Source organism: Ramlibacter sp. JJN2-2R (assembly GCF_057747835.1).
Window position 1 is genome coordinate 2,973,099 of the sequence record NZ_CM173226.1, and the last position, 23,500, is coordinate 2,996,598.

Genomic DNA, 23,500 nt, shown 5'->3' on the forward strand with positions numbered 1-23,500 from the left:
GGCCGAGTCGGCGCGTTTCTAGGGGTTTACCCGCGCCTTCTCGCCCACATCGACGCAGACCGTTGCCCCGCTTTGTATACATCGCGTATTCTTTGCGTCCTCCTTCGTTCCCGCCAATCCCCTGCCCGCCATGTTCCCGAAAAACGCCTGGTACGTCGCCTGCACCCCCGACGAGATCAACGACAAGCCCCTGGGCCGCACCATCTGCAACGAGAAGATCGCCTTCTACCGGGCCGAGGAAGGCCGCGTGGCCGCCGTCGAGGACTTCTGCCCGCACCGCGGCGCCGCCCTGTCGCTCGGCCGCGTCTGCGAAGGCAAGCTGGTGTGCGGCTACCACGGGCTGGTGATGGGCTGCGACGGCAAGACCGTCTCGATGCCCGGCCAGCGCGTGCAGGGCTTTCCCCGGATCCGCGCTTTTCCGGTGGTCGAGAAATACGGCTTCGTGTGGGTGTGGCCGGGCGACCCGGCCCAGGCCGACCCGGCCGCGATCCACCACCTGGAATGGGCCGAGAGCCCGGACTGGGCCTACGGCGGCGGGCTGTACCACATCCGGTGCGACTACCGCCTCATGGTCGACAACCTGATGGACCTGACGCACGAGACCTACGTGCACACCACCAGCATCGGCCAGAAGGAGATCGACGAGTCGCCCGTCACGACCAAGACGGTGGGCGATCGCGTGGTGACGAGCCGCTTCATGAACAACGTGATGCCGCCCCCGTTCTGGCGCGCCAACCTGCGCGGCAACCACCTGGCCGACGACGTGCCGGTGGACCGCTGGCAGGTGTGCCACTTCATCCCGCCCAGCCACGTGATGATCGAGGTGGGCGTCGCGCACGCCGGCAAGGGCGGCTACGACGCCGACCCCAAGGACAAGGTCTCCAGCATCGTGGTGGACTTCCTCACGCCCGAGACCGACACGACCATGTGGTACTTCTGGGGCATGGCGCGCAACTTCAACCCCCGCGATACCAACCTGACGGCGCAGATCCGCGACGGCCAGGCCAAGGTGTTCGCCGAGGACACGGCCGTGCTCGAGCAGCAGCAGCGCAACCTGTCGGCCTGGCCCGACCGCAAGCTGCTGATGCTCAACATCGACGCGGGCGGCGTGCAGGCACGCCGCATCATCGACCGGCTGGTGGCGCAGGAGCAACCGACGAAGCTGGCGGCGTGATGGCCCGGCTGGCGCCTGACATCCAGCGGGTGGCGTGATTCTCCAGTTGGCGGACCGATATCCCCCTCTGTCATGGCGGGCTCGACCCGCCATCCAGTCCCGCCGCTTCGACCGAGCGCCGCCGCTGGATGCCGGGTCAAGCCCGGCATGACAAGCCCGGGCACATCAAGACAAGCCCCCGCCATGACAACCGTTCGCAAGAGACACCCATGACGACACTGACCGTGAAGGTCCTGCGCAAGGCGCAGGAGGCCCAGGACATCGCCAGCTTCGAGCTGGCCCGCGCCGATGGCGGCCACCTGCCCGCGTTCTCGGCCGGCTCGCACATCGACGTGCAGGTGCCCGGCGGCCCGGTGCGGCAGTACTCGCTGTGCAACGCCGAGGGCGAGCAGCACCGCTACCGCATCGCGGTGCTGCGCGACCCCGCCACCCGCGGCGGCTCGGCCGGCATGCACGACGCCGTGCACGAAGGCGACCAGCTCACCATCAGCGAGCCGCGCAACCACTTTCCGCTCGTGCACGCGCAGCGCACCGTGCTGCTGGCCGGCGGCATCGGCGTCACGCCGCTGCTGTCGATGGCGCAGCGCCTGGCCGCGGTCGGCGCGGATTTCACGCTGCACTACTGCACCCGCTCGCCCGCGCGCACCGCGTTCCGGCAGGAGATCGCGCAGTCCTCCTTCGCGCGGCACGTGCAGTTCCATTTCGACGACGGCGACGCGGCGCAGAAGCTGCAATTGCGCGAGGCGCTCGGCGCCCCCGACCCCGGCACGCACGTGTACGTGTGCGGCCCGACCGGCTTCATCGACTTCGTGGTCGAGGGCGCGCGCGCCGCGGGGTTCGCGAGCGACCAGGTGCACCTCGAGTACTTCGGCGCCGCGCCGCAGGACACCGGGGGCGACCGCGCCTTCGAGGTGAAGGTGGCCAGCAGCGGCGAGATCGTGCCCGTGGCCGCGGGCCAGACGGTCGTGCAGGCCCTGGCCGCGCGCGGCATCGAGATCCTCACCTCCTGCGAGCAGGGCGTGTGCGGCACGTGCATCACGCGCGTGCTCGAGGGCGAGTGCGACCACCGCGACCTGTACTTCACCGACGAGGAGAAGGCGCGCAACGACCAGTTCACGCCCTGCTGCTCGCGCGCCAGGAGCCCGCTGCTCGTGCTCGACCTCTGACGCGCCGGGCTCGCCGCGGCCGCCGACATTCCTTACCATCCGAGACTTCCCCCCGGAGCCCTGACCATGATGAAACTTCCCGCCCGCTACGACCACGTCGGCAGCTTCCTGCGTCCCAAGTTCCTGCTCGATGCCCGCGAGCGCAAGGCGCGGGGCGAGATCACCCCGGCGCAGCTGCGCGAGGTGGAGGACCAGGCGATCGCCGAGATCGTGAAGTTCCAGGAGGACGTGGGCCTCAAGAGCATCACCGACGGCGAGTTCCGCCGCACCTATTTCCACATCGACTTCCTCGAGCAGCTCGGCGGCGTCAAGACCGACATCCCGGTCACGATCAGGAAGCCCGACGGCACCGAGGAGCTGGCGCCGCCGGTCATCCGCGTGGTCGACAAGGTCCGGCACGCCAAGGACATCCAGAAGGCCGACTTCGAGTACCTGAAGTCGCAGCTGGCCCCCGGCAGCACGCCGAAGGTGACCATCCCCTCGCCCACCATGCTGCACTTCCGCGGCGGCCGCGCGGGGATCAGCAAGCAGGCCTATCCCGAGCTCGACCCGGCGTTCTACGACGACGTGGCCAAGGCCTATGGCGACGAGCTGCGCTCGCTGTACGCGGCCGGCTGCCGCTACGTGCAGATGGACGACACCAACCTGGCCTACCTGTGCGACGAGAAGATGCGCGAGGCGGCCCGCCAGCGCGGCGACGACCCGAACGAGCTGCCGCACCGCTACGCCAAGTTCATCAACAAGGTCGTGGCGCAGAAGCCCCAGGGCATGCTGCTGGCCATGCACCTGTGCCGCGGCAACTTCAAGAGCACCTTCGCCGCCCAGGGCAACTACGAGCCGGTGGCCGAGGCGCTGCTCAAGGAGATGGACATCGACGCGTACTTCATGGAGTACGACGACGACCGCTCGGGCGACTTCCGCCCGCTGCGCTACCTGCCCAAGGGCAAGACGGTCGTGCTGGGCCTGGTGACCACCAAGTTCGGCCAGCTCGAGAGCAAGGACGTGCTCAAGCGCCGCATCGACGAGGCGGCCAAGTACGCGCCCCTGGATCAGCTGGCGCTGTCGCCCCAGTGCGGCTTCTCCAGCACCGTGCACGGCAACAACATCGCCGTCGAGGACCAGCGCAACAAATTGCGCCTGGTGGTCGAGACGGCGCGCGAGGTCTGGGGCGAGAATTGACGCACCGCTGAACTTCCGCCGCCCAGGAGGTGCGCATGTCCCAGCCGACCCGCCGTGACCTGCTCCAGGCAGGTGCCCTCCTCCCCCTGGCCGCCGCGCTGCCGGCGCGCGGCGCGGCCCCGGTGCAAAGCTGGCAGCTCGGCACCCGGCAGCCCACCGGCATCCACGACGTGGCGCCGGCGCCCGACGGCGGCGTGTGGTTCACCGCGCAGGGCAGCGGCCACCTCGGCTGGTTCAACCCCGCCAACGGCCGCACCGACCTGGTCCCGCTGGGCCCCGGTTCGGCGCCGCACGGCGTGGTGCAGGGGCCGGACAAGGCGGCGTGGATCACCGACGGCGGCCAGAACGCGATCGTGCGCGTGGCCTGGCCCGGCCGCGGCGTGCGCACCTATCCCCTGCCGTCGGGCGCCTTCGCCAACCTCAACACCTGCGCCTTCGACGGCGCGGGCGACCTGTGGTTCACCGGCCAGAGCGGCTATGTCGGCAAGCTGGCCGTGAAGACCGGCAAGGTCACGCTGGCCAAGGCGCCGCGCGGCCGCGGCCCGTACGGCATCTGTGCCACGCCGTCGGGGGATGTCTGGTGGTGCTCGCTCGCCGGCTCGTTCATCGCGCAGGTCGATCGCAAGAGCGGCGAGTCGCGCATCGTCGAGCCGCCGACGCCCGACCAGGGCGCGCGCCGCGTGTGGAGCGACAGCCAGGGACGCATCTGGGTGAGCGAGTGGAACTCGGGCCAGCTCTCCATGCACGACCCGAAGTCGCAGGCCTGGCGGACCTGGAAGCTGCCCGGCGCCGCGCCGCACGCCTACGCGGTCTACGTCGACGAGCGCGACATCGTCTGGGTGAGCGACTGGGGCAGCAACGCCGTGCTGTCGTTCGACCCGAAGACGCAGAAGTTCCAGCCCTACGTGCTGGAACGCCCGAACGCCAACGTGCGCCAGCTGCTCGGGCGCAAGGGCGAGGTGTGGGTGCCGGAGAGCGGCACCGAACACATCACCGTGATCCGCACCGCGGCGGCGTAGCCGTTCACTGCGGCTCCAGGCCCACCTTCTTCACCAGCGCCGCGTACTTGGCCAGCTCGCTGCGGAACGCGGCCTGCGCCTGCTCGGGCGTGCTGATGTGGATGGTGTTGCCCTGCTTGGCCATGGCCTCCTTGACCGCCGGGTCGGCGAAGGCGGCCACGAGCGCGTCGTGCACCTTCTTCACGCTGGCGGCGCTCATGCCCTTGGGCCCGATCACGGCGAACCAGGCCTCGACGGCGAAGCTGGACAGGCCCTGCTCCGCCATGGTCGGGATGTCGGGTGCCGCCGGCGTGCGCTGGGACGTCAGCAGGCCGATGGGCCGCAGCGTGCCGGCCTTGATCTGGCCCTGCACGCTGGGCAGCGCCGCCACGGCGAAGTCGATCTGGCCGCCGATCAGGTCCGTGACCATGGGGCCGACGCCCTTGTAGGGGATGTGCCTGGCGGTCGCGCCCGCGGCCTCCAGATACAGCTCGGTGGCCAGGTGCAGGATGGTGCCGTTGCCGCCAGAGCCGAAGTTGTACGCGCCCGGCCTGGCCTTGAGCTGCGCGACGAAGTCCTTGTTGCTGCTCGCGGGCACCTTGGCCGGGTTGGCCACCAGCACCATCGGCGTGGCGCCGACGACCGCGATCGGCGTGAAGTCGCCGGGCATGTCGAACGGCAGCGACTTGAGCACGCTCGGGAAGATCACCACGTTGTTCGACACCACCGACAGCGTGTTGCCGTCCGGCGCCGAGCGCGCGAGCGCCTGCAGGCCCACGACGCCGCCAGCGCCGGGCTGGTTGTCGACCACCACCGAGGCGTTCAGTGCCTTGGACAGCGCGGGCTGCGCGGCGCGCGTGATGGCGTCGACGCCCGAGCCGGTGGCGTTGGGCAGGATGAACTTCACGGTGCCGGACTGCGCGCTGGCGGCGAATGGCCACAGGGCGGCTGCCGCCCCGGCGCCGGCGGCGCCCAGCACGGCGCGGCGCGAGAAGTCTTGGCGAGAGGTCATGCTTGTTTCCTTGGATGAATGTGCTTGGGGGGGAATGCGGCGGCGGCTCAGGCCACCACGTTGCGCTGCCGGAGCGCGGCGATGTCATTGTCGGCGTAACCGAGTTCGCGCAGCAGCTCGCCCGTGTGCTCGCCCATGTGCGGCGGGTGCATGCGCACGCCCAGGCGCTCGCCGTCCATGGTGATCGGGAACAGCGTGGTCTTGGCGGTCTGCCCGGCCTTCGGGCCGTCGGTCAGGCGCACGTCGGCCAGGCCGCCGGTGGCCAGCAGGTGCGGGTCGTCCAGCAGTTCCTCGGGCTTGCGGATCGGCGCGAACGGCAGGCCGTGCGCTTCGAAGATCCGCGCCAGTTCGTCGGCCGTGCGCAGCGCCAGCCGCTCGCGCAGCACCGGCATCAGCCGCGGGCGCTGGCGCACGCGGTCGTTGTTGGTCGCATGGGCCGGATCGGCCAGCAGGTCCTCGAAGCCCAGCGCCTGGCAGAAGGTCCGCCACTGCGCGTCGCTCACCGCCGCCAGGAAGATCTGCTCGCCGTCCTTGACGGTGAACACGTCGTAGACGGCCCAGGCCGAAATGCGGTCGGGCATGGGGGCGGCGGGCTGGCCCGTGATGGCGTACTGCAGCATGTGCTGGCCCACGAGGAACACGTTGTTCTCGTACAGCGCGCTCTGCACCTCCATGCCGCGCCCCGTGATGCCGCGCTGCACCAGCGCGCCCAGCGCGCCCAGCGCGCCGAACAGGCCGCCCATGATGTCGTTGACGCTGGTGCCCGCGCGCAGCGGGTCGCCGGGGCGGCCGGTCATGTAGGCCAGGCCACCCATCATCTGCACCACCTCGTCCAGCGCCGTGCGGTGCTCGTACGGTCCGGGCAGGAAGCCCTTGAGGCTGACGTAGATCACGCGCGGGTTCGTCTTCGACAGGCTGGCGTAGTCGAGGCCGTACTTGGCCATGGTGCCGGGCTTGAAGTTCTCGGCCACCACGTCGGCGCTGGCGCACAGCTGCCGGGCCACCTGGACGCCCTCGGGACTGCGCAGGTCCAGCGCGATGCTCTTCTTGTTGCGGTTGAACATCGGGAAGAAGCCGGCGCCCGCCCCGAGCAGGTGGCGCGTGCGGTCGCCCTCGATCGGCTCGACCTTGATCACCTCGGCGCCCATGTCGGCCAGCACCATGCCGCAGGTCGGGCCCATCACCATGTGGGTGAACTCCACCACCCGCAGTCCCTTCAGCGGCAGCGGCGCCTGGTGGTCGCGGCTCATGCCGGCACCTCCTCGCGGTGCATGGTGCGCGGCAGGCCCGCGCGCCAGAGCGAGCCGTGCAGTGCCTCGCCCTCGAGCCAGCGCCCGAGCTTGGCACGCAGCGCCAGCAGCGCCTCGAAGTCCTGCCCGCTCTCGATGCCCATGCTGGCCAGCAGGTACACCAGGTCCTCGGTGGCCACGTTGCCGCTGGCGCCGGGCGCGTGCGGGCAGCCGCCGATGCCGCCGAGGCAGGCGTCCAGGCGCGTGATCCCCATCTGCAGCGCGGCGTAGCAGTTGGCCAGCCCCAGGCCGCGCGTGTCATGGAAGTGCGCGGTGTGGAAGCGGTCGCCGGCGACCTTCAGCACCTGCTCGAACAGGCGGCTGACCATCAGCGGGTCCGCATAGCCGACGGTGTCGGCGATGCTGATGCTGTCCACGCCCGCATCGAGCGACGCCTTGACCAGCCGCACGACCTCGGACGCCTTCACCTCGCCCTGGATGGTGCAACCCAGCGCCGTGCTGATGCCCACTTCCAGCTTGATGCGCGAGCCGGCCGCCTCGCGTGCCGCCTGGATGCGGCCGATCTCGGCCACCACCTCGTCGGGCGTCTTGCGCAGGTTCGCCAGGCTGTGCGCGTGGCTCGCCGACAGCGGCACCAGCAGGGCGTCGGCCTCCTCGGCGATGGCGCGCTCGGCGCCCTTGAGGTTGGGCACCAGCACCGAGGCGACCAGGCCCGGCAGCGTCTTGGCGAACGCCAGCACCTCCGCCGTGTCGGCCAGCTGCGGCATCAGGCGCGCCGGCACGAACGAGCCGACCTCGAGCTCGCGCTGGCCGGCGGCGTAGGCGTCGCGGATCCACTCCAGCTTGGTGGCGGTGGGGACGGTGCGGGCGATGATCTGCAGCCCGTCGCGAAGGCCCACCTCGCGAACGACGACGCGTCGGGGCAGGCTGGGAGCGGTGAAAGTCATGGCAGCAAGTTTAGAATTTCCAAACGGACAACACTTCTCAATCTGAGAAGCCTCCCGTTCCAATCCGGAATCTCTGAACGCCCGTGCGCGACCTCGATCTCACCACGCTGCGACTGTTCGCGCTGGTCTGCGAACTGGGCAACATCGCGCGCGCCGGCGAGCGGGCCAACATCGTGGGCTCGGCCATCAGCAAGCGGCTGGCGCAGCTGGAGGACCAGCTGGGCACCCCGCTGCTCGCGCGCAAGCGCCATGGCGTGGTGCCCACCGCCGCCGGGCAGACGCTGCTGGAGCACGCCCGCGCCATGCTGGACAGCGCCGCGCGCATCGAGAGCGACATGCAGGGCTTCGCCGGCGGCGCGCGCGGGCAGGTGCGCATCCTCGCCTCCGTGTCCGCCATGACCGAGTCGCTGGCCGACGACGTCGCCGCCTTCCTGCACCAGCCCGCGCACCGCAACATCCAGGTCGACATGGAGGAGCGCGTGAGCCCGGAGATCGTGCGCGGCCTGCGCGAAGGGCACGCCTCGCTTGGCGTCTGCTGGGACGCGGCCGAGCTCGGCTCGCTGCAGGCGCACCCGTACCGCAGCGACCACCTGTGCCTGGTCGTGCCCGCCCGGCATGCGCTGGCGTCGCGCAAGTCGGTGCGCTTCGAGGACACGCTGGACTTCGAACACGTCAGCCTGCCGGTCAACAGCGCGGTGCAGGTCATGCTCAAGCGCCACGCCGCCTCCCTCGGCCGCACGCTGCGCCAGCGGGTGATCGTCACCAACTTCGAGGCCGCCCTGCGCGTCGTGCGCGCGGGGCTGGCGATCAGCGTGGTGCCGCGCGAGGTGGCGCAGCTGCAGGCGGCGGCGTACGGCGTGAAGCTGGTCACGCTGGCCGAGCCCTGGGCCGAGCGCCGCTTCATCGTCTGCTACCGCGACCTGCACCAGCTCTCTCCCGCCGCCCGGCTGCTCGTCGAGTACCTGGCGGCGCAAGCCCCCGCCGCATGACCGAACCCACCACCCTCGACCTCGGGGCCTCGCCCCGGCTGCTGTTCCTCGCCCAGGACCCGCATGCCATCCGCCGCCAGCTCGGCGGGGAACAGCTGTCGCGCGAGGCCGCCGGAGCGTTGCGCCACGACGTGTCCACCGACGAGATCACGCCGGTGGCCATCATGCGCACTACGACAGCCAGCTCGCGCGCTTCCCGTACACCGGGCTGCAGTGCGGCGGCGAGCGGCCGGTGGCCGTCGGCGCGGTCGCGGCCGGCCGGTTCGCCGTCACGGTGGCGGGGCGCCGGTACGGCAAGGGCTCGTCGCGCGAACACAGCCCGGCGGCCGAGCGATTGGCCGGCATCCGGCTGGTGGTGGCCGAGAGCTTCGAGCGCCTGTACCGCCAGAACGCCGACAACATCGGCCTGTTCACCTCGACCGACCCCGCCCTGCCCGACCGCATCGCGCGCGGCGAGCCGGTGGCCATCGACGACCTGCTGCGCGACCGCGAGCCCCTGGCGGCGGCCATCCTGCGCAGCGGCGGGCTGCTGCGCTTCGGCCAGCGCCACCTGCGCGACCTGCGTCCCGCCGCCGTGGAGTCCGCGGATGCCGCCGCGGCGCGACCGATGACGCTGTACGAGAAGATCGTGCGGCGCCACCTGCTCGCCACGCCGGTGACGCCCGCCGAGCCCGCCGTCGGCCAGGGCTGCTTCCTGCGCGCCGACTGGCGCTTCATCCACGAGTACTACACCGGCATGGCCGCGCACATGCTGGACGAGACGCTCGGCCGCGAGCACGCCCTGCACGAGCCGCGCAGCATCGTCGTCTTCGAGGACCACACCTCGTACATGGACGAGAGCCCGGCGCACCTCGCCGCGGGCCTGGTGCCCAACATGCGGCGCATGTGCGAGGCGCAGCGCGAGTTCGCCGCCCGGCACCGCCTGCGCTGCCACCGCACGCTCACTGACGCCGAGGCGGCCGCCGACGACGGCAGCAACGTGGCGGGCATCTCGCACGCCATGATGGCCGAGCGCTACGCGCTGCCGGGCCAGGTGGTGGTGGGCACCGATTCGCACACGCCGCACAGCGGCGCGCTCGGCTGCCTGGCCTTCGGGGTCGGCACGACCGACATGGCCAACGCCTTCGCCACCGGCGCCGTGCGCATGACCATGGCGCCGGTGCTGCGCGTGCAGCTCGACGGCGCGCTGCGGTCCGGCGTGACCGCCAAGGACGTGGTGCTGCACCTGCTGGCCCTGCCGGCGATCCGCGACGGCGGCGCGGTCGGCCAGGTGTTCGAGTTCGGCGGCGCCGTGGTGTCCGCCCTGTCGACCGACGAGCGCGCGACGCTCACCAACATGACGGCCGAACTGGGCGGCCTGACCGGCCTCGTCGAGCCCGACGCCGAGACCGTGCGCTTCCTGCGCGAGCGGCGCGGCGTCGAGGTCGCGCTGGAGCCCTGGATGCGCAGCGACGAGGGCGCGGCCTACGCCGGCGTGCTGCGCGTGGACTGCGGCCTGCTGTCGCCGATGGTGGCCGCGCCCGGCGATCCCGGCAACGGCCTGGCCGTCGAGGCGCTGGCCGCGCCGGTGCGCGTGGACATCGCCTACGGCGGCTCGTGCACGGCGGGCAAGCGCGAGGACTTCGACCACTACCACGCCGTGCTGGCCTGGGGCCTGGCCCACGGGCTGCGGGTGCCCGACCACGTGCAGCTGTACCTGCAGTACGGCACCACCGCCGTGCGCGACTACTGCACCGCGCGCGGCTACGACCGGGTGTTCGCCGAGGCCGGCGCGCGCATCCTGCAGCCCTCGTGCGGCGCCTGCGCCAACTGCGGGCCGGGTTCGTCCACCGGCGCGGGGCAGGTGACGGTGAGCGCGATCAACCGCAACTTCCCCGGCCGCTCGGGGCCCGGCCAGGTGTGGCTGGCCAGCCCGCCGACCGTGATGGCCAGCGCGCTGGCCGGTGAGCTGTGCTCGTTTGCCGCCCTGCGGCAGCGCCACGGCGCCTGAGCGGCGCGGCCGGGCGCCGGCTGGGCCAGAGCAACCGCGGGCCGCTTGCGCACACGCAACTCGCCCGCCGCCTCGCGACCTAGCTTGGAAGCTCCCTCAACTCCCGGGAGACTCCCATGGTGAGATACATCGGACTGGCCAGCTTCACCGACCAGGGCCTGCGCAGCGTGAAGGACACCGTCAAGCGCGCGGACGCGGCGCGCGAGCTGGCGGGGCGCTTCGGCGTGAAGATGCAGGACATCCACTGGACGCTGGGCGCCTACGACCTGGTCATCGTGTGCGAGGCCCAGGACGAGGCCTCGATGGTGGCCTACACGCTGGCGATCAGCTCGGCGGGCAACGTGCGGTTCCAGTCGCTGCGCGCGCTGGACCGCGAGGAGATGGGCAAGGTCATCCAGAAGATGCCCTGACCCGCGCCGCTCAGTGGTGGTTCTGCGGGGGAGTGACTTCCCAGTGCTGCAGGACGCGCTCGTGGCTGTCCACGCTCTCCAGCCGCACGCGGAACCCCCACAGGCGCGCCACGTGCTTGACCACCTCCTCGGCATTGTTGTCGAGCGGGCGGTCGTGGTGGCGCATGTGGCGCAGCGTCAGTGAGCGGTCGCCGCGCAGGTTGACGTTCCAGACCTGGATGTTCGGCTCGCGCCAGTTCAGGTCGTACTGCTTGGACAGGGCCTCGCGCACGCGGCGGTAGCCCAGGTCGTCGTGGATGGCGGCGACCTCCAGCTCGCGCTGGCTGGCGTCGTCGACGATGTTGAAGAAGCGGAAGTCGCGCATCAACTTGGGCGACAGGTACTGGCCGATGAAGCTCTCGTCCTTGAAGTGGCGCATCGCGTAGTCGATCGTCTTGAGCCAGTCGCCGTTGCCGGCGATGTCGGGGAACCACTCCCGGTCCTCGTCGGTCGGCTCCATGCTGATGCGCTTCAAGTCGCTGAACATCGCAAAGCCCAGCGCATACGGGTTGATGCCCGAGTAGCGCGGATCGGTCACCGGCGGCTGGAACACCACGTTGGTGTGCGAGGACAGGCACTCGATCATGAAGCCGTCGGCCAGCTGCCCCTCGTCGTACATGGTGTTGAGCAGCGTGTAATGCCAGAACGTGGCCCATCCCTCGTTCATCACCTGGGTCTGGCGCTGCGGGTAGAAGTACTGCGCGACCTTGCGCACGATGCGCACCACCTCGCGCTGCCAGGGCTCCAGCAGCGGCGCGTTCTTCTCGATGAAGTACAGGATGTTCTCCTGCGGCTCCTCGGGAAAGCGCCGGCGCTCCTGCTTGGACTGCTTGCCGGGCTGGCGCGGCAGCGTGCGCCACAGGTCGTTGATCTGCTGCTGCAGGTAGGCCTCGCGCTCCTTGCGGCGCTGCTCCTCCTCGACCATGCTGATCTTCTGCGGCCGGCGGTAGCGGTCGACCCCGTAGTTCATCAGGGCATGGCAGGCGTCGAGCACCTCCTCGACCGCCTCCAGGCCGTGGCGTTCCTCGCACTCGGCGATGTAGGCCTTGGCATAGACCAGGTAGTCGACGATGGACGAGGCGTCCGTCCACATCCGGAACAGGTAGTTGCCCTTGAAGAAGGAGTTGTGGCCGAAACACGCATGCGCCATCACCAGCGCCTGCATCGGCAGCGTGTTCTCCTCCATCAGGTAGGCGATGCACGGGTCGGAATTGATGACGATCTCGTAGGCCAGGCCCATGTGGCCGCGGCGGTAGTTCTTCTCGCTGGAGATGAACTGCTTGCCGAACGACCAGTGCCGGTAGTTCACCGGCATGCCGACCGAGGCGTAGGCATCGAGCATCTGCTCGGCCGAGATGACCTCCAGCTGCACCGGGTAGGTGTCGAGCTTGAAGCGCTCGGCCATCTTGCGGATGGCGGCGAAGTACTCCTCGATCAGCTCGAAGGTCCAGTCGGAGGCGCTGGGCAGCCGGTTGGCGCCGCGCACCGGCGGCTCGTGGACGAGGGCGCTCATGATGCGGTGGCTCCCATCGGCGACTTCTTGAACAGGTCCCGGAACACCGGGAAGATCTGCGCCGGCGTCACGATCTTCTGCATCGCGAAGTTGGCGTTGCCGTCACGCACGCGCGTGTATTCCTCCCACAGGTTCTGGTCCTCGTCGGCCACCTGCACGTAGGCGAAGTAGCGGCACAACGGCAGCAGCTTGGCGTCCAGCAGGTCGCGGCACTTGGACGAATCCTGCTGCCAGTTGTCGCCGTCCGAGGCCTGGGCGCCGTAGATGTTCCACTCGCTGCCCATGTAGCGCTCGCGGATGATCTCGTGCATCAGGATCAGCGCGCTGGACACCACCGTGCCGCCCGACTCCGTGGCGTGGAAGAACTCGTCCTCCGGCACCTCGGCCGCCTGCGTGTGGTGGCGGATGAAGATGACGTCGGTCTGCTTGTAGTGGCGCGTGAGGAACAGGTACAGCAGGATGAAGAAGCGCTTGGCCAGGTCCTTGCGCGCCTCGTCCATCGAGCCCGAGACGTCCATCAGGCAGAACATCACCGCCTTGCTGGTGGGCAGCGGCTCGCGGATGCGGTGGCGAAAGCGCAGGTCGAACGGGTCCAGGAACGGCACGCGCTTGAGGCGCTGGCGCAATTCCTCGATCTCGGCCTTCAGCGCGGCGATCTCCGCCGGCGGCGTGTCGGCCCGCGCCTCGATCACCTGCAGGTGCTCCTCGGCCAGGCGCAGCTGGCGGCGGGCGTCGCCGCCCATCGCGATGCGACGGGCCAGGCCCACGCGCATCGAGCGCACGACGTGCAGGCTGGTCGGGTTGCCTTCCGAGACGAAGCCGGCGCGGCGGGACTTCCACTCCGGCGCGTCGGCCAGCAGCTGCGTGCGGATCAGCCGCGGCAGCGCCAGGTCGTCGAAGAAGTAGTTCATGAACTCCTCCCGCGTGATGCGGAAGGTGAAGTCGTCCTCGCTGGTGCCGTCGGGCGACGCGCCGCTGCCCCCGCCCCCGGCGCCGCCGCCGCGCGGGCGCGGGATGCGGTCGCCGCGCACGTACTCCTGGTTGCCCGGGTGCACCATCTCGCGCGAGCCGCCCGGCCCGTGGTTGAACACCGGCTCCGACACGTCGCGCTTGGGCAGGCTGATGTCGGCCCCGTCCTCGATGTTGTGGATGCTGCGGTCACCCACGGCCTTGCGCACCGCATCGCGGATCTGCTCGCGGTAGCGGCGCAGGAACCGCTCGCGGTTGCCGATCGACTTGTTCTTGCCGGACAGCCGGCGGTCGATCACCTGGTGGAGCGCCGAGCGCTCCGTCGTGTTGCTGGAGGCCACGGACAGGGGTTCCTGTTTGTCGGGTCAGGTCATGAGCTCTTGCGAACGCGCAGGTACCACTCGCAGAGCAGGCGCACCTGGCGGTGCGTGTAGCCCTTCTCGACCATCCGGTTGACGAAGTCCTCGTGCTTCTTCTGCTCGTCGGCGCTGGCCTTGGCATTGAAGCTGATCACGGGCAGGAGGTCCTCGGTGTTGGAGAACATCTTCTTCTCGATGACCGTGCGCAGCTTCTCGTAGCTGGTCCACACCGGGTTCTTGCCGGCGTTGTTGGCGCGCGCGCGCAGCACGAAGTTGACGATCTCGTTGCGGAAGTCCTTCGGGTTGGACAGGCCGGCGGGCTTCTCGATCTTCTCCAGTTCGGCATTGAGCGCCGCGCGGTCGAAGATCTCGCCGGTGTCGGTGTCGCGGTATTCCTGGTCCTGGATCCAGAAGTCGGCGTAGGTGACGTAGCGGTCGAAGATGTTCTGGCCGTACTCGGAGTACGACTCCAGGTACGCCGTCTGGATCTCCTTGCCGATGAACTCGGCATAGCGGGCCGACAGGTGCTCCTTGATGTACGACAGGTACTTCTGCTCGACCTCGGGCGGGAACTGCTCGCGCTCGATCTGCTGCTCCAGCACGTACATCAGGTGCACCGGGTTGGCGGCGATCTCGTTGCTGTCGAAGTTGAAGACCTTGGACAGGATCTTGAACGCGAAGCGCGTGGAGATGCCGGTCATGCCCTCGTCGACGCCGGCGTAGTCGCGGTACTCCTGGTAGCTCTTGGCCTTGGGGTCGGTGTCCTTCAGGCTCTCGCCGTCGTAGATCTGCATCTTGGAGAAGATGCTGGAGTTCTCCGGCTCCTTCAGGCGCGTGAGCACCGAGAACTGGGCCATCATCTTCAGCGTGCCCGGGGCGCAGACGGCGTCCTTGAGCGACGAGTTGCGAACCAGCTTGTCGTAGATCTTGATTTCCTCGGTGACGCGCAGGCAGTACGGCACCTTGACGATGTAGATGCGGTCGAGGAAGGCCTCGTTGTTCTTGTTGTTCTTGAACGCCTTCCACTCGCTCTCGTTGGAGTGCGCCATCACGATGCCGTCGAACGGGATCGCGCCGAAGCCCTCGGTGCCCTTGAAGTTGCCTTCCTGGGTGGCGGTCAGCAGCGGGTGCAGCACCTTGATAGGCGCCTTGAACATCTCGACGAATTCGAGCAGGCCCTGGTTGGCCAGGCACAGGCCGCCGGAGTAGCTGTAGGCGTCCGGGTCGTCCTGCGCGTAGCTTTCCAGCTTGCGGATGTCGATCTTGCCCACCAGCGAGGAGATGTCCTGGTTGTTCTCGTCGCCCGGCTCGGTCTTGGCGATGCCCACCTGCTTGAGGATGGAGGGGTAGCGCTTGACGACCTTGAACTTGCGGATGTCGCCGCCGAATTCCTCCAGCCGCTTGACGGCCCACGGCGACATGATGCGCTGGGTGTAGCGGCGCGGGATGCCGAACTGCTGCTCGAGCAGCGGGCCGTCCTCGTCGTTGCTGAACAGGCCCAGCGGCGACTCGTTCACCGGCGAGCCCTTGATCGCGTAGAAGGGCACCTGCTCCATCAGCTGCTTCAGGCGCTCGGCGATCGAGGACTTGCCGCCGCCCACGGGGCCGAGCAGGTAGAGGATCTGCTTTTTCTCCTCCAGGCCCTGCGCCGCGTGGCGAAAGTGCGAGACGACCTGCTCGATCGGCTCTTCCATCCCGTAGAAATCCTTGAAGGCGGGATAGATGCGGATCATCTTGTTGCCGAAGATGCGCGACAGGCGCGGGTCGTGCCGCGTGTCGATCATCTCCGGTTCACCGATGGCCGCCAGCATGCGCTCGGCCGCGGTGGCGTACACCAGCGGGTCCTTGCGACACGACTCGAGGTACTCCTCGAGCGACATCTCCTCCTCGCGCGTCTGCTCGTAACGTGCCAGGAAATTGCGAACCACATCCATGAGAACTCCTTGGGCTACGGTCGGTCCCGGTGGCTGCCGCTGCACGCCGGTGATGTTCAATCACTTTAGCGCAGGGCCCTTGCTGAGGCACCCTGCTCCTGTAGGCGAACGTCGGACTTCAATGTAGGTGAACCATAGAGAAAAATGAAGCGCAAAAGTTGCTCGGTGAATGCCCTGTCATCGAGTGCGTGCACGCGCGCAACACGCCGCGCGCGGCACGTAAATCTGCTTGCGTGGTGCCGCGGTTTGCGGCACAAAGAAGTGTTCGAGATCAGCTCGCCGCGGGCGGATGCCGCAGCGTGAAATGGAAGCTCGCGCCCTGGTCCGGCGCGGCCTGCGCCCAGATGCGGCCGCCGTGCCGCTCGACGATCTTGTGCACGATCGCAAGCCCGATGCCGGTGCCCTCGAACTGCGCCGCCGGGTGCATGCGCTGGAAGGCCTTGAACAGCTTGCCGGCGTGCGCCATGTCGAAGCCCGCACCGTTGTCGCGCACGAACCAGCACACCTGGCCCGCCACGGTCTCGCAGCCCACCTCGATGCGCGCCATCGCGGTGCGCGAGGTGAACTTCCACGCGTTGCCGACCAGGTTCTCGACCAGCTCCGCGAGCAGGCGCGGGTCGCCACGCACCGGCAGCGTGCGCGCGATCACGACATCGACGTGGCGATCGGGCTCGCGGTCCTGGCAGCCGGCCAGCGCGCGCCGCGCCAGCTCGGCCAGGTCCACGGGCTCGTCGCGCAGCGGCGTTCGCGACAGGTGGGCCAGCGCCAGCAGCCCGTCGGAGATCTCGCCCATGTGCAGCACCGCATGGCGGATGCGCCCCAGGTAGTGGCGGTCCCGGTCGTCCAGCCGGTCCTGCAGCCGCTCGAGCAGCACGCGGCTGAAGCCGTCGATGGTGCTGAGCGGCGCGCGCAGGTCGTGCGCGATGGAATACGCGAAGGCCTGCAGCTCGCGGTTGGCGGCCTCCAGCTGCTGCGTGCGGCTGCGCACGCGCTCCTCCAGTTCGGCGTTCAGCCGGAACACCTCGCGCTCGGCGGTGACCTTCTCGGTCACGTCGCGCACGTAGACCGCCAGGCCCTGCATGGAGGGGTAGGCCTTCACGCGCACCCAGATGCCGAACGGCTCGTAGTACTCGTCGAACTGCACCGCCTGCTGGTGCGTCACGGCCCACCGGTACTGCGCCTCGATGGCGGTGCCGGCCAGGTCGGGGAACAGCTCCCACAGCGAACTGCCGAGCGCCGTACCGCGGTCCAGCCGCAGCATGCGCTCGGCTTCGGCGTTCAGGTAGTTCACGCGCCACTGCGTGTCCATGGTGAAGAACGCGTCCGTCAGCGTCTCCAGCGTGGTCGCCAGCCGGTCGGCCAGGCGCCGCGTGTTCTCGACCGCCGCCCGGGCCTCGGTGATGTCCTGGCAGGCGCCGTGGATGCGCAGCACGGCGCCGTCGGCGCCGCGTTGCGCCTGGCCGATCGTGCGCACGTGGATCGGCCGCCCCGTCGCCGTGGTGGCCGCCGCCTCGATGTCGAACGGCATGCCGTCGTTCAGGCAGGCCCGGAAGCACGCCCGCACCAGCTCGCGCGAGGGTGGCGCATAGAAGGCCAGCGCCTCCTCGAGCGTGGGCCGGTGGTCGGGCGGCAGGTCCAGCATCGCGTGGACCTCGGGCGACCACACCAGCTGGCCGCCGGTGTCGCACGACCAGGCCGCCAGCCGCCCCATGCGGGCGGCGATCTCGAGCATGGAGGTCGCGGCCGCCAGCTGCTCGTCGGCTGCGGGCGGGACAGGAAGGGGAGGAAGGGCTGGCGGCAAACCGGACATTGGACGGACACGCTGCACGCCCGCGTGCACCGGCGCGGCAGGGGCCGACAGCGTACCGCGGCCAGCTCAGCCGCAGTTAGGAAAATCGCCTAAGCCAGCCCGAGCAGGCGCACCGCATTGCCCTTGAGGATGCCGGGCATCACCTCGGGCTTGAAGCCGGCCTCCTCGAAGTCCTTCATCCAGCGCTCGGGCGTGATCAGCGGGTAGTCGCTGCCGAACAGCACGCGGTCCTTCAGCAGCGTGTTGGCGTACTGCACGAGCTGCTTCGGAAAGTACTTCGGGCTCCAGCCGGACAGGTCGATCCAGACGTTGGGCTTGTGGGTGGCCACCGACAGCGCCTCGTCCTGCCACGGGAAGCTCGGGTGCGCCATCACGATCTGCATGTCCGGGAAGTCGATGGCCACGTCGTCCAGGTGCATCGGGTTGCTGTACTCCAGGCGCAGCCCGCCGCCGCAGCGCATGCCCGAGCCGATGCCGCTGTGGCCGGTGTGGAAGATGGCCGGCAGCTTGTGGGCGGCGATCACCTCGTAGATCGGCCAGGCCATCCGGTCGTAGGGGTGGTAGCCCTGCACCGTCGGGTGGAACTTGAAGCCCCTGACGCCTTCTTCCTTGATGAGGCGCTCGGCCTCGCGCGCGCCCATCTTGCCCTTGTGCGGATCGATGCTGGCGAAGGCCATCATCATGTCGGCGTTCTCGCGCGCGGCCTGCGCGATCTCCTCGTTCGGGATCCGCCGGCGGCCGAGCTGGGACTCGCTGTCGACCGTGAACATCACCAGGCCGATCCTGCGCTCGCGGTAGTACGCGATCGTCTCGGCAATGGTCGGGCGGCGCGCGTTCCTGAAGTACTTGTCGGCGGCGCGGTCGTACTCTTCCCCGTAGTTGTCGAACGGGTTCCAGCAGCTCACCTCGGCATGCGTGTGGATGTCGATCGCGATCAGGTTGGCGTGGTCCATGGCGTGTCTCCGGCTAGGGTTAGCCCTAGTGCGACGGGCTTGTTTTGATTATTGTTTATAACAAATAATCCCCCGACACCGCAAACCGCCATGAGCATTCCAGACCTGCAGATCGAGCACCGCGGCGACATCGCCATCGTGCGCCTCAACCGTCCGGCAAAGCGCAACGCGCTCAACGACGCCCTCATCCTCGCCATCCGCGACACCTTCCAGAACCTGCCGGCCTCGGTGCGCGCCGCCGTCATCGACGGCGACGGCGACCACTTCTGCGCCGGCCTGGACCTGTCCGAGATCAAGGAGCGCGACGCCGGCCAGGGCATGCACCACTCGCGCATGTGGCACGCCGCGCTGGAGCAGGTGCAGTACGGGCCGGTGCCGGTGGTGGCGGCCCTGCACGGCGCGGTGGTCGGCGGCGGCCTGGAGCTCGCATCGTCGTGCCACATCCGCGTGGCCGACGAGAGCACCTTCTACGCGCTGCCCGAGGGCTCGCGCGGCATCTTCGTCGGCGGCGGCGGCTCGGTGCGCATCCCGCGCCTGATCGGCGTGGCGCGCATGACCGACATGATGATGACCGGCCGCGTCTACAACGCGCAGGACGGCGAGCGCGCCGGCTTCGCCCAGTACCTGGTGCCCCAGGGCCAGGCGCTGGCCAAGGCGATCGAGATCGCCGAGCGCGTCGCGCGCAACGCGCCGCTGACCAACTACGCCCTGATGCACGCGCTGCCGCGCATCGCCGAGCAGCCCGCCGACCAGGGATTCCTCACTGAAGCCCTCATGTCCGCCATCGTGCAGAGCGCCCCCGAGGCCAAGGAGCGCGTGCGCGCCTTCCTCGAAGGCCGGGCGGACAAGGTCGCCAAGAACTGAACACGCCCGGCAGCAAGAGATGGACGAGACAACCGCCACCGCGGCCCCCCGCTACCGGCCGCTGACCTTCGGCGTCACCCGCGCGCAGCTGCGCCGCGGCGACGACGGCGTGCAGTACCTGCGTGCCGAGCAGGACCTGGAACCCTTCGCGCACCGCATGACCGACCGCCTGGTGCACTGGGCGAGCGTCGATCCGGACCGGCTGTTCATGGCGCGCCGCGAGCGCCGCGCCGACGGCAGCACCGGCGAGTGGCGCCGCGTCACCTACGGCCAGGCGCTGGCCGCCGCGCGCAGCATCGGCCAGGCGCTGGTCGATCGCGGCCTGTCGGCGCAGCGGCCGGTGGCCATCCTGAGCGAAAACAGCCTCGAGCACGCGCTGATGGCGCTCGGCTGCCTGTACGCGGGTATCCCGCACTGCCCGGTCTCGCCCGCCTATTCGACCATCAGCCAGGACTACGACAAGCTGCGCCACGTGCTGGACACGCTGACGCCCGGGCTGGTGTTCGCGGCCGACGGCGCGCGCTATGCCAAGGCGATCGCCGCCACCGTCGGCCCCGAGGTCGAGGTCGTGCTGGCCGCCGGCGAGGTGCCGGGCCGCCGCGCCACCCCGTGGGCGGCGCTGCTGGACACCGCGCCCACCGACGCCGTCGAGCGCGCGATGCAGGCGTCCGGTCCGGACACGATCACCAAGTTCCTGTTCACCTCGGGCTCGACCAAGCTGCCCAAGGCGGTGATCAACACGCACCGCATGTGGTGCGCCAACCAGCAGCAGATGCGCCAGTCGATGCCGGTGCTGGCCGAGGAGCCGCCGGTCCTGGTGGACTGGCTGCCCTGGAACCACACCTTCGGCGGCAACCACAACGTCGGCCTGGTGATCTACAACGGCGGCTCGCTGTACATCGACGACGGCAAGCCGACCCCGGCGCTGGTGCAGGAGACGCTGCGCAACCTGCGCGAGATCGCCCCCACCGTCTACTTCAACGTGCCCACCGGCTTCGAGGCGATCGCGCAGGCGATGAAGACCGACGCCGAGCTGCGCCGCAACCTGCTGTCGCGGGTGCGCATGTTCTTCTATGCCGGCGCCGCGCTCGCCCAGCCCGTGTGGGACCTGCTGCACGAGGTGCAGGAGGCCGAGATCGGCGAGCGCGTGGTGATGGGCACGGGCCTGGGCATGACCGAGTCGTCGCCGTTCGCGGTGTTCGTCACCAACCCGCAGGTGCGCTCGGGCCACCTGGGCCTGCCCTGCCCCGGCATGGAGCTGAAGCTGGTGCCCGTCGACGGCAAGACCGAGGTCCGCTACAAGGGCCCGAACGTCACGCCGGGCTACTGGCGCGCGCCCCAGGCCACCGCCGAAGCCTTCGACGAGGAGGGGTTCTTCCGCACCGGCGACGCCGTCCTGTGGATCGACGACGCCGACCACCACCTGGGCCTGCGCTTCGACGGCCGCATCGCCGAGGACTTCAAGCTGGCCACCGGCACCTTCGTCAGCGTCGGCCCGCTGCGCGCTAGGATCATCGCCGCCGGCGCCCCGTACGTGCAGGACGCGGTGATCACGGGCCTGAACTGCAACGAGGTCGGCGCGCTCATCTTCCCGACGCCCGCGGTGCGCAAGCTGGCCGGCCTGCCCGACGGCGCGCCGCTGCAGGCCGTGCTGGAGAGCGCGCCGGTGCAGGCGCACTTCCAGCACGTGGTGGACGAACTGGCCCGCCAGGCGACCGGCAGCGCCAACCGCGTCGCGCGGCTGCACCTGATGCACGAGTCGCCCTCGATCGACAAGGGCGAGGTCACCGACAAGGGCTCGATCAACCAGCGCGCCGTGCTCAAGCACCGCGACGCGATGGTGCAGGCGCTGCACGACGACGCCCTGCCCTTCACCCTCAAGCCGCAAGGAGGCACGCGATGAACATCCAGGGACAGGCCGCGCTGGTCACGGGCGGCGCCTCCGGCCTCGGCGAGGCCACCGCGCGCGAGCTGGCCCGCCTGGGCGCCCGCGTCGCCGTGCTCGACGTCAACCTGGCGCAGGCCGAGCAGGTGGCCGCCGAGATCGGCGGCGTCGCCTGCCAGTGCGACATCACCAGCACCGACAGCCTGCAGGCGGCGATCGCCAAGGCGGCGGCCGCGCACGGCCCGGCCCGCATCCTGATGAACATCGCCGGCATCGGCACCGCCAGGCGCGTGGTGCAGAAGGACGGCAGCGCCGCGCCGCTGGACGACTTCGCCCGCGTGATCAACGTCAACCTGGTGGGCACCTATAACGCCAGCCGGCTGTTCGCGGCCGAGTGCGCCAGGCTGGCGCCGCTGGAGGACGGCGAGCGCGGCGTGATGATGTTCACCGCCTCGGTCGCCGCGTTCGACGGCCAGGTGGGCCAGCAGGCCTACAGCGCGTCCAAGGGCGGGCTGGTCGGCATGACGCTGCCGATGGCGCGCGACCTCGCGCAGCACGGCATCCGGGTCTGCACCATCGCCCCCGGCCTGTTCGCCACCCCGCTGATGAAGCAGCTGCCCGAGGCGGTGCAGCAGTCGCTGGCGGCGTCGATCCCTTTCCCGCCGCGCCTGGGCAAACCCGAAGAGTTCGCCCAGCTCGCCTGCCATATCGTCACCAACACCCACCTCAATGGCGAGGTGATCCGCCTGGACGGCGCCCTGCGCATGGCGCCGCGCTGACAAGAACCGATTTCAACCAAGGAGACAAGCACATGAAGCTCGTTCGCACCCTCATCGCCGCCGCCGTGTCGCTCGCGGCCGCGGGCACCGCCCTGGCCGACATCAACGTCGGCGTGGTGCTCTCGCTCACCGGCCCCGGCTCGGGCCTGGGCATCCCGATGCAAAAGCAGCTGGCCCTCTTCCCCAAGGAGATCGCCGGCGAGAAGGTCAACCTGATCGTCCTGGACGACGCCAGCGACCCGGGCAAGGGCGTGAGCAACACGCGCCGCCTGGTCACCGAGGACAAGGTCGACGTCATCCTGGGCTCGTGCCTGACGCCGGTCGCCGCCGCCATGGCGCCCGTGGCCGCCGAGAACAAGACGCTGCAGGTCGCTGCCTCGCCCGTGGGCGTGCCGGCCGGCCAGGACCACTGGCTGTTCCGCCTGCCGCAGGGCAACGACGTGATGGCCCACGCGATGGTCCAGCACATGAAGAAGCAGAACATCAAGACCGTCGGCTTCCTGGGCTACACCGACGCCTACGGCGAGCTGTGGCTCAAGGCGCTGCAGCCCGAGCTGGAGAAGAACGGCATGAAGCTGGTGGCCAGCGAGCGCTTCGCCCGCACCGACACCAGCGTCACGCCGCAGGCGCTCAAGCTCGCCTCGGCCAACCCCGACGCGATGGTCGTGGTCGCCTCCGGCTCCGGCGCGGCGATGCCCGAGAAGGCCATCGTCGAGCGCGGCTACAAGGGCAAGATCTACCAGACGCACGCCGCGGCCACGCCCGACCTGGTGCGCATCGGCGGCAAGGACGTCGAGGGCACGTTCGTGGTGTCCGGCCCGGCCGTGGTGGCCGAGCAGCTGCCCGACAGCCATCCGTCCAAGAAGGCGGCGGTCGACTTCGTCACCAAGTTCGAGAAGGCCAACGGCCCCGGCTCGCGCAACCAGTTCGCCGGCCACTCCTACGACTTCCAGATCGTGATGGAGAAGATCGTCCCGGTCGCGCTGAAGAAGGGCAAGCCCGGCACGCCGGAGTTCCGCGGCGCGCTGCGCGACGCGATGGAGACCATGGGCCGCACCGTGTTCGCGCACGGCGTGATGAACTGGACCAAGGACGACCACTGGGGCTACACCAACGAGACGGGCGTGATGCTCAAGGTGGCCGACGGCAAGTTCGTCGTGGAGAAGTGACGTTCTGAAGGCCGGCGCCAGCCGGCCGCAGAACGTCATCCCGGCGCAGGCCGGGATCCAGTTCCCGGCGCAGGCCGGGATCCAGTTCCCGGCGCAGGCCGGGATCCACTT

At 69.7% G+C, this 23,500-nt stretch carries 18 protein-coding genes and 1 pseudogene; 11 read left to right on the forward strand and 8 right to left on the reverse strand.

Annotation, left to right across the window (positions count from 1 at the left end; translation table 11 throughout):
- Positions 1 to 130: 130 nt before the first annotated feature.
- The 4 genes from AC3ANR_RS14445 to AC3ANR_RS14460 all read left to right on the forward strand — a co-directional run bounded on the left by AC3ANR_RS14445 (position 131) and on the right by AC3ANR_RS14460 (position 4,538).
- Positions 131 to 1,174, forward strand: a complete 1,044-nt coding sequence (locus AC3ANR_RS14445; RefSeq protein WP_488288798.1) for an aromatic ring-hydroxylating dioxygenase subunit alpha — start codon at positions 131 to 133, stop codon at positions 1,172 to 1,174.
- Between the two features lie 209 nt (positions 1,175 to 1,383).
- Positions 1,384 to 2,340: a PDR/VanB family oxidoreductase gene (locus AC3ANR_RS14450; RefSeq protein ID WP_488288799.1), complete on the forward strand. Its 957-nt coding sequence runs from the start codon at positions 1,384 to 1,386 to the stop codon at positions 2,338 to 2,340.
- Positions 2,341 to 2,406: 66 nt separating this feature from the next.
- Positions 2,407 to 3,519 (forward strand): 5-methyltetrahydropteroyltriglutamate--homocysteine S-methyltransferase, encoded by a 1,113-nt coding sequence (locus AC3ANR_RS14455; protein ID WP_488288800.1) that lies wholly within the window; start codon positions 2,407 to 2,409, stop codon positions 3,517 to 3,519.
- Between the two features lie 35 nt (positions 3,520 to 3,554).
- Positions 3,555 to 4,538 carry a Vgb family protein gene (locus AC3ANR_RS14460; RefSeq protein WP_488288801.1) on the forward strand — a complete coding sequence of 328 codons (984 nt, stop codon included), beginning with the start codon at positions 3,555 to 3,557 and terminating at the stop codon, positions 4,536 to 4,538.
- Positions 4,539 to 4,542: 4 nt separating this feature from the next.
- Here AC3ANR_RS14460 and AC3ANR_RS14465 read toward each other — a convergent pair whose 3' ends face one another.
- From AC3ANR_RS14465 to AC3ANR_RS14475, 3 genes are read right to left on the reverse strand one after another with little or no spacing between them, the layout of a single operon-like run.
- Entirely contained in the window at positions 4,543 to 5,529 is a 987-nt protein-coding gene (locus tag AC3ANR_RS14465) for a Bug family tripartite tricarboxylate transporter substrate binding protein (RefSeq protein WP_488288802.1), read from the reverse strand.
- Positions 5,530 to 5,576: 47 nt separating this feature from the next.
- Positions 5,577 to 6,779: a CaiB/BaiF CoA transferase family protein gene (locus AC3ANR_RS14470; RefSeq protein WP_488288803.1), complete on the reverse strand. Its 1,203-nt coding sequence runs from the start codon at positions 6,777 to 6,779 to the stop codon at positions 5,577 to 5,579.
- A complete protein-coding gene (locus tag AC3ANR_RS14475) occupies positions 6,776 to 7,726 on the reverse strand; it encodes a hydroxymethylglutaryl-CoA lyase (RefSeq protein WP_488288804.1) in 951 nt (316 codons plus the stop codon). The genes AC3ANR_RS14470 and AC3ANR_RS14475 overlap by 4 nt, the downstream gene beginning before the upstream one ends.
- 83 nt (positions 7,727 to 7,809) lie before the next feature.
- Between AC3ANR_RS14475 and AC3ANR_RS14480 the strand changes: the two genes are divergently transcribed.
- The 3 genes and pseudogenes from AC3ANR_RS14480 (at position 7,810) to AC3ANR_RS14490 (ending at position 11,115) form a co-directional block, all read left to right on the forward strand.
- Positions 7,810 to 8,715, forward strand: coding sequence for a LysR family transcriptional regulator (locus AC3ANR_RS14480; RefSeq protein WP_488288805.1), 906 nt, complete (start codon positions 7,810 to 7,812; stop codon positions 8,713 to 8,715).
- Positions 8,712 to 10,705, forward strand: a pseudogene (locus tag AC3ANR_RS14485) (aconitase family protein). The gene AC3ANR_RS14480 and the pseudogene AC3ANR_RS14485 overlap by 4 nt, the downstream one beginning before the upstream one ends.
- Before the next feature lie 116 nt (positions 10,706 to 10,821).
- A complete protein-coding gene (locus AC3ANR_RS14490; protein WP_488288806.1) occupies positions 10,822 to 11,115 on the forward strand; it encodes a GYD domain-containing protein in 294 nt (97 codons plus the stop codon).
- A 10-nt stretch (positions 11,116 to 11,125) separates the two neighbouring features.
- Here the strand turns inward: AC3ANR_RS14490 and AC3ANR_RS14495 are convergent, their stop codons facing one another.
- The 5 genes from AC3ANR_RS14495 to AC3ANR_RS14515 all read right to left on the reverse strand — a co-directional run bounded on the left by AC3ANR_RS14495 (position 11,126) and on the right by AC3ANR_RS14515 (position 18,692).
- Positions 11,126 to 12,667: a SpoVR family protein gene (locus AC3ANR_RS14495; RefSeq protein WP_488288807.1), complete on the reverse strand. Its 1,542-nt coding sequence runs from the start codon at positions 12,665 to 12,667 to the stop codon at positions 11,126 to 11,128.
- On the reverse strand, positions 12,664 to 13,977 hold the full coding sequence (locus tag AC3ANR_RS14500; RefSeq protein ID WP_488288808.1) for a YeaH/YhbH family protein: 1,314 nt from the start codon (positions 13,975 to 13,977) through the stop codon (positions 12,664 to 12,666). Before AC3ANR_RS14500 ends, AC3ANR_RS14495 begins: the two co-directional genes overlap by 4 nt.
- 29 nt (positions 13,978 to 14,006) lie before the next feature.
- Positions 14,007 to 15,929 carry a PrkA family serine protein kinase gene (locus AC3ANR_RS14505; RefSeq protein ID WP_488288809.1) on the reverse strand — a complete coding sequence of 641 codons (1,923 nt, stop codon included), beginning with the start codon at positions 15,927 to 15,929 and terminating at the stop codon, positions 14,007 to 14,009.
- Between the two features lie 271 nt (positions 15,930 to 16,200).
- Positions 16,201 to 17,730, reverse strand: a complete 1,530-nt coding sequence (locus tag AC3ANR_RS14510) for a sensor histidine kinase (protein WP_488288810.1) — start codon at positions 17,728 to 17,730, stop codon at positions 16,201 to 16,203.
- 98 nt (positions 17,731 to 17,828) lie between these two features.
- On the reverse strand, positions 17,829 to 18,692 hold the full coding sequence (locus AC3ANR_RS14515; protein ID WP_488288811.1) for an amidohydrolase family protein: 864 nt from the start codon (positions 18,690 to 18,692) through the stop codon (positions 17,829 to 17,831).
- Between the two features lie 90 nt (positions 18,693 to 18,782).
- On the opposite strand from AC3ANR_RS14515, the gene AC3ANR_RS14520 reads away from it, so the two are divergent.
- The 4 genes from AC3ANR_RS14520 to AC3ANR_RS14535 are packed head-to-tail and all read left to right on the forward strand — an operon-like array spanning position 18,783 to position 23,389.
- Entirely contained in the window at positions 18,783 to 19,556 is a 774-nt protein-coding gene (locus tag AC3ANR_RS14520) for a crotonase/enoyl-CoA hydratase family protein (protein ID WP_488288812.1), read from the forward strand.
- A 19-nt stretch (positions 19,557 to 19,575) separates the two neighbouring features.
- Positions 19,576 to 21,459: a feruloyl-CoA synthase gene (locus AC3ANR_RS14525; RefSeq protein ID WP_488288813.1), complete on the forward strand. Its 1,884-nt coding sequence runs from the start codon at positions 19,576 to 19,578 to the stop codon at positions 21,457 to 21,459.
- Positions 21,456 to 22,220 (forward strand): SDR family NAD(P)-dependent oxidoreductase, encoded by a 765-nt coding sequence (locus AC3ANR_RS14530; RefSeq protein WP_488288814.1) that lies wholly within the window; start codon positions 21,456 to 21,458, stop codon positions 22,218 to 22,220. The genes AC3ANR_RS14525 and AC3ANR_RS14530 overlap by 4 nt, the downstream gene beginning before the upstream one ends.
- 32 nt (positions 22,221 to 22,252) lie before the next feature.
- On the forward strand, positions 22,253 to 23,389 hold the full coding sequence (locus tag AC3ANR_RS14535; RefSeq protein WP_488288815.1) for an ABC transporter substrate-binding protein: 1,137 nt from the start codon (positions 22,253 to 22,255) through the stop codon (positions 23,387 to 23,389).
- Positions 23,390 to 23,500 lie beyond the last annotated feature (111 nt).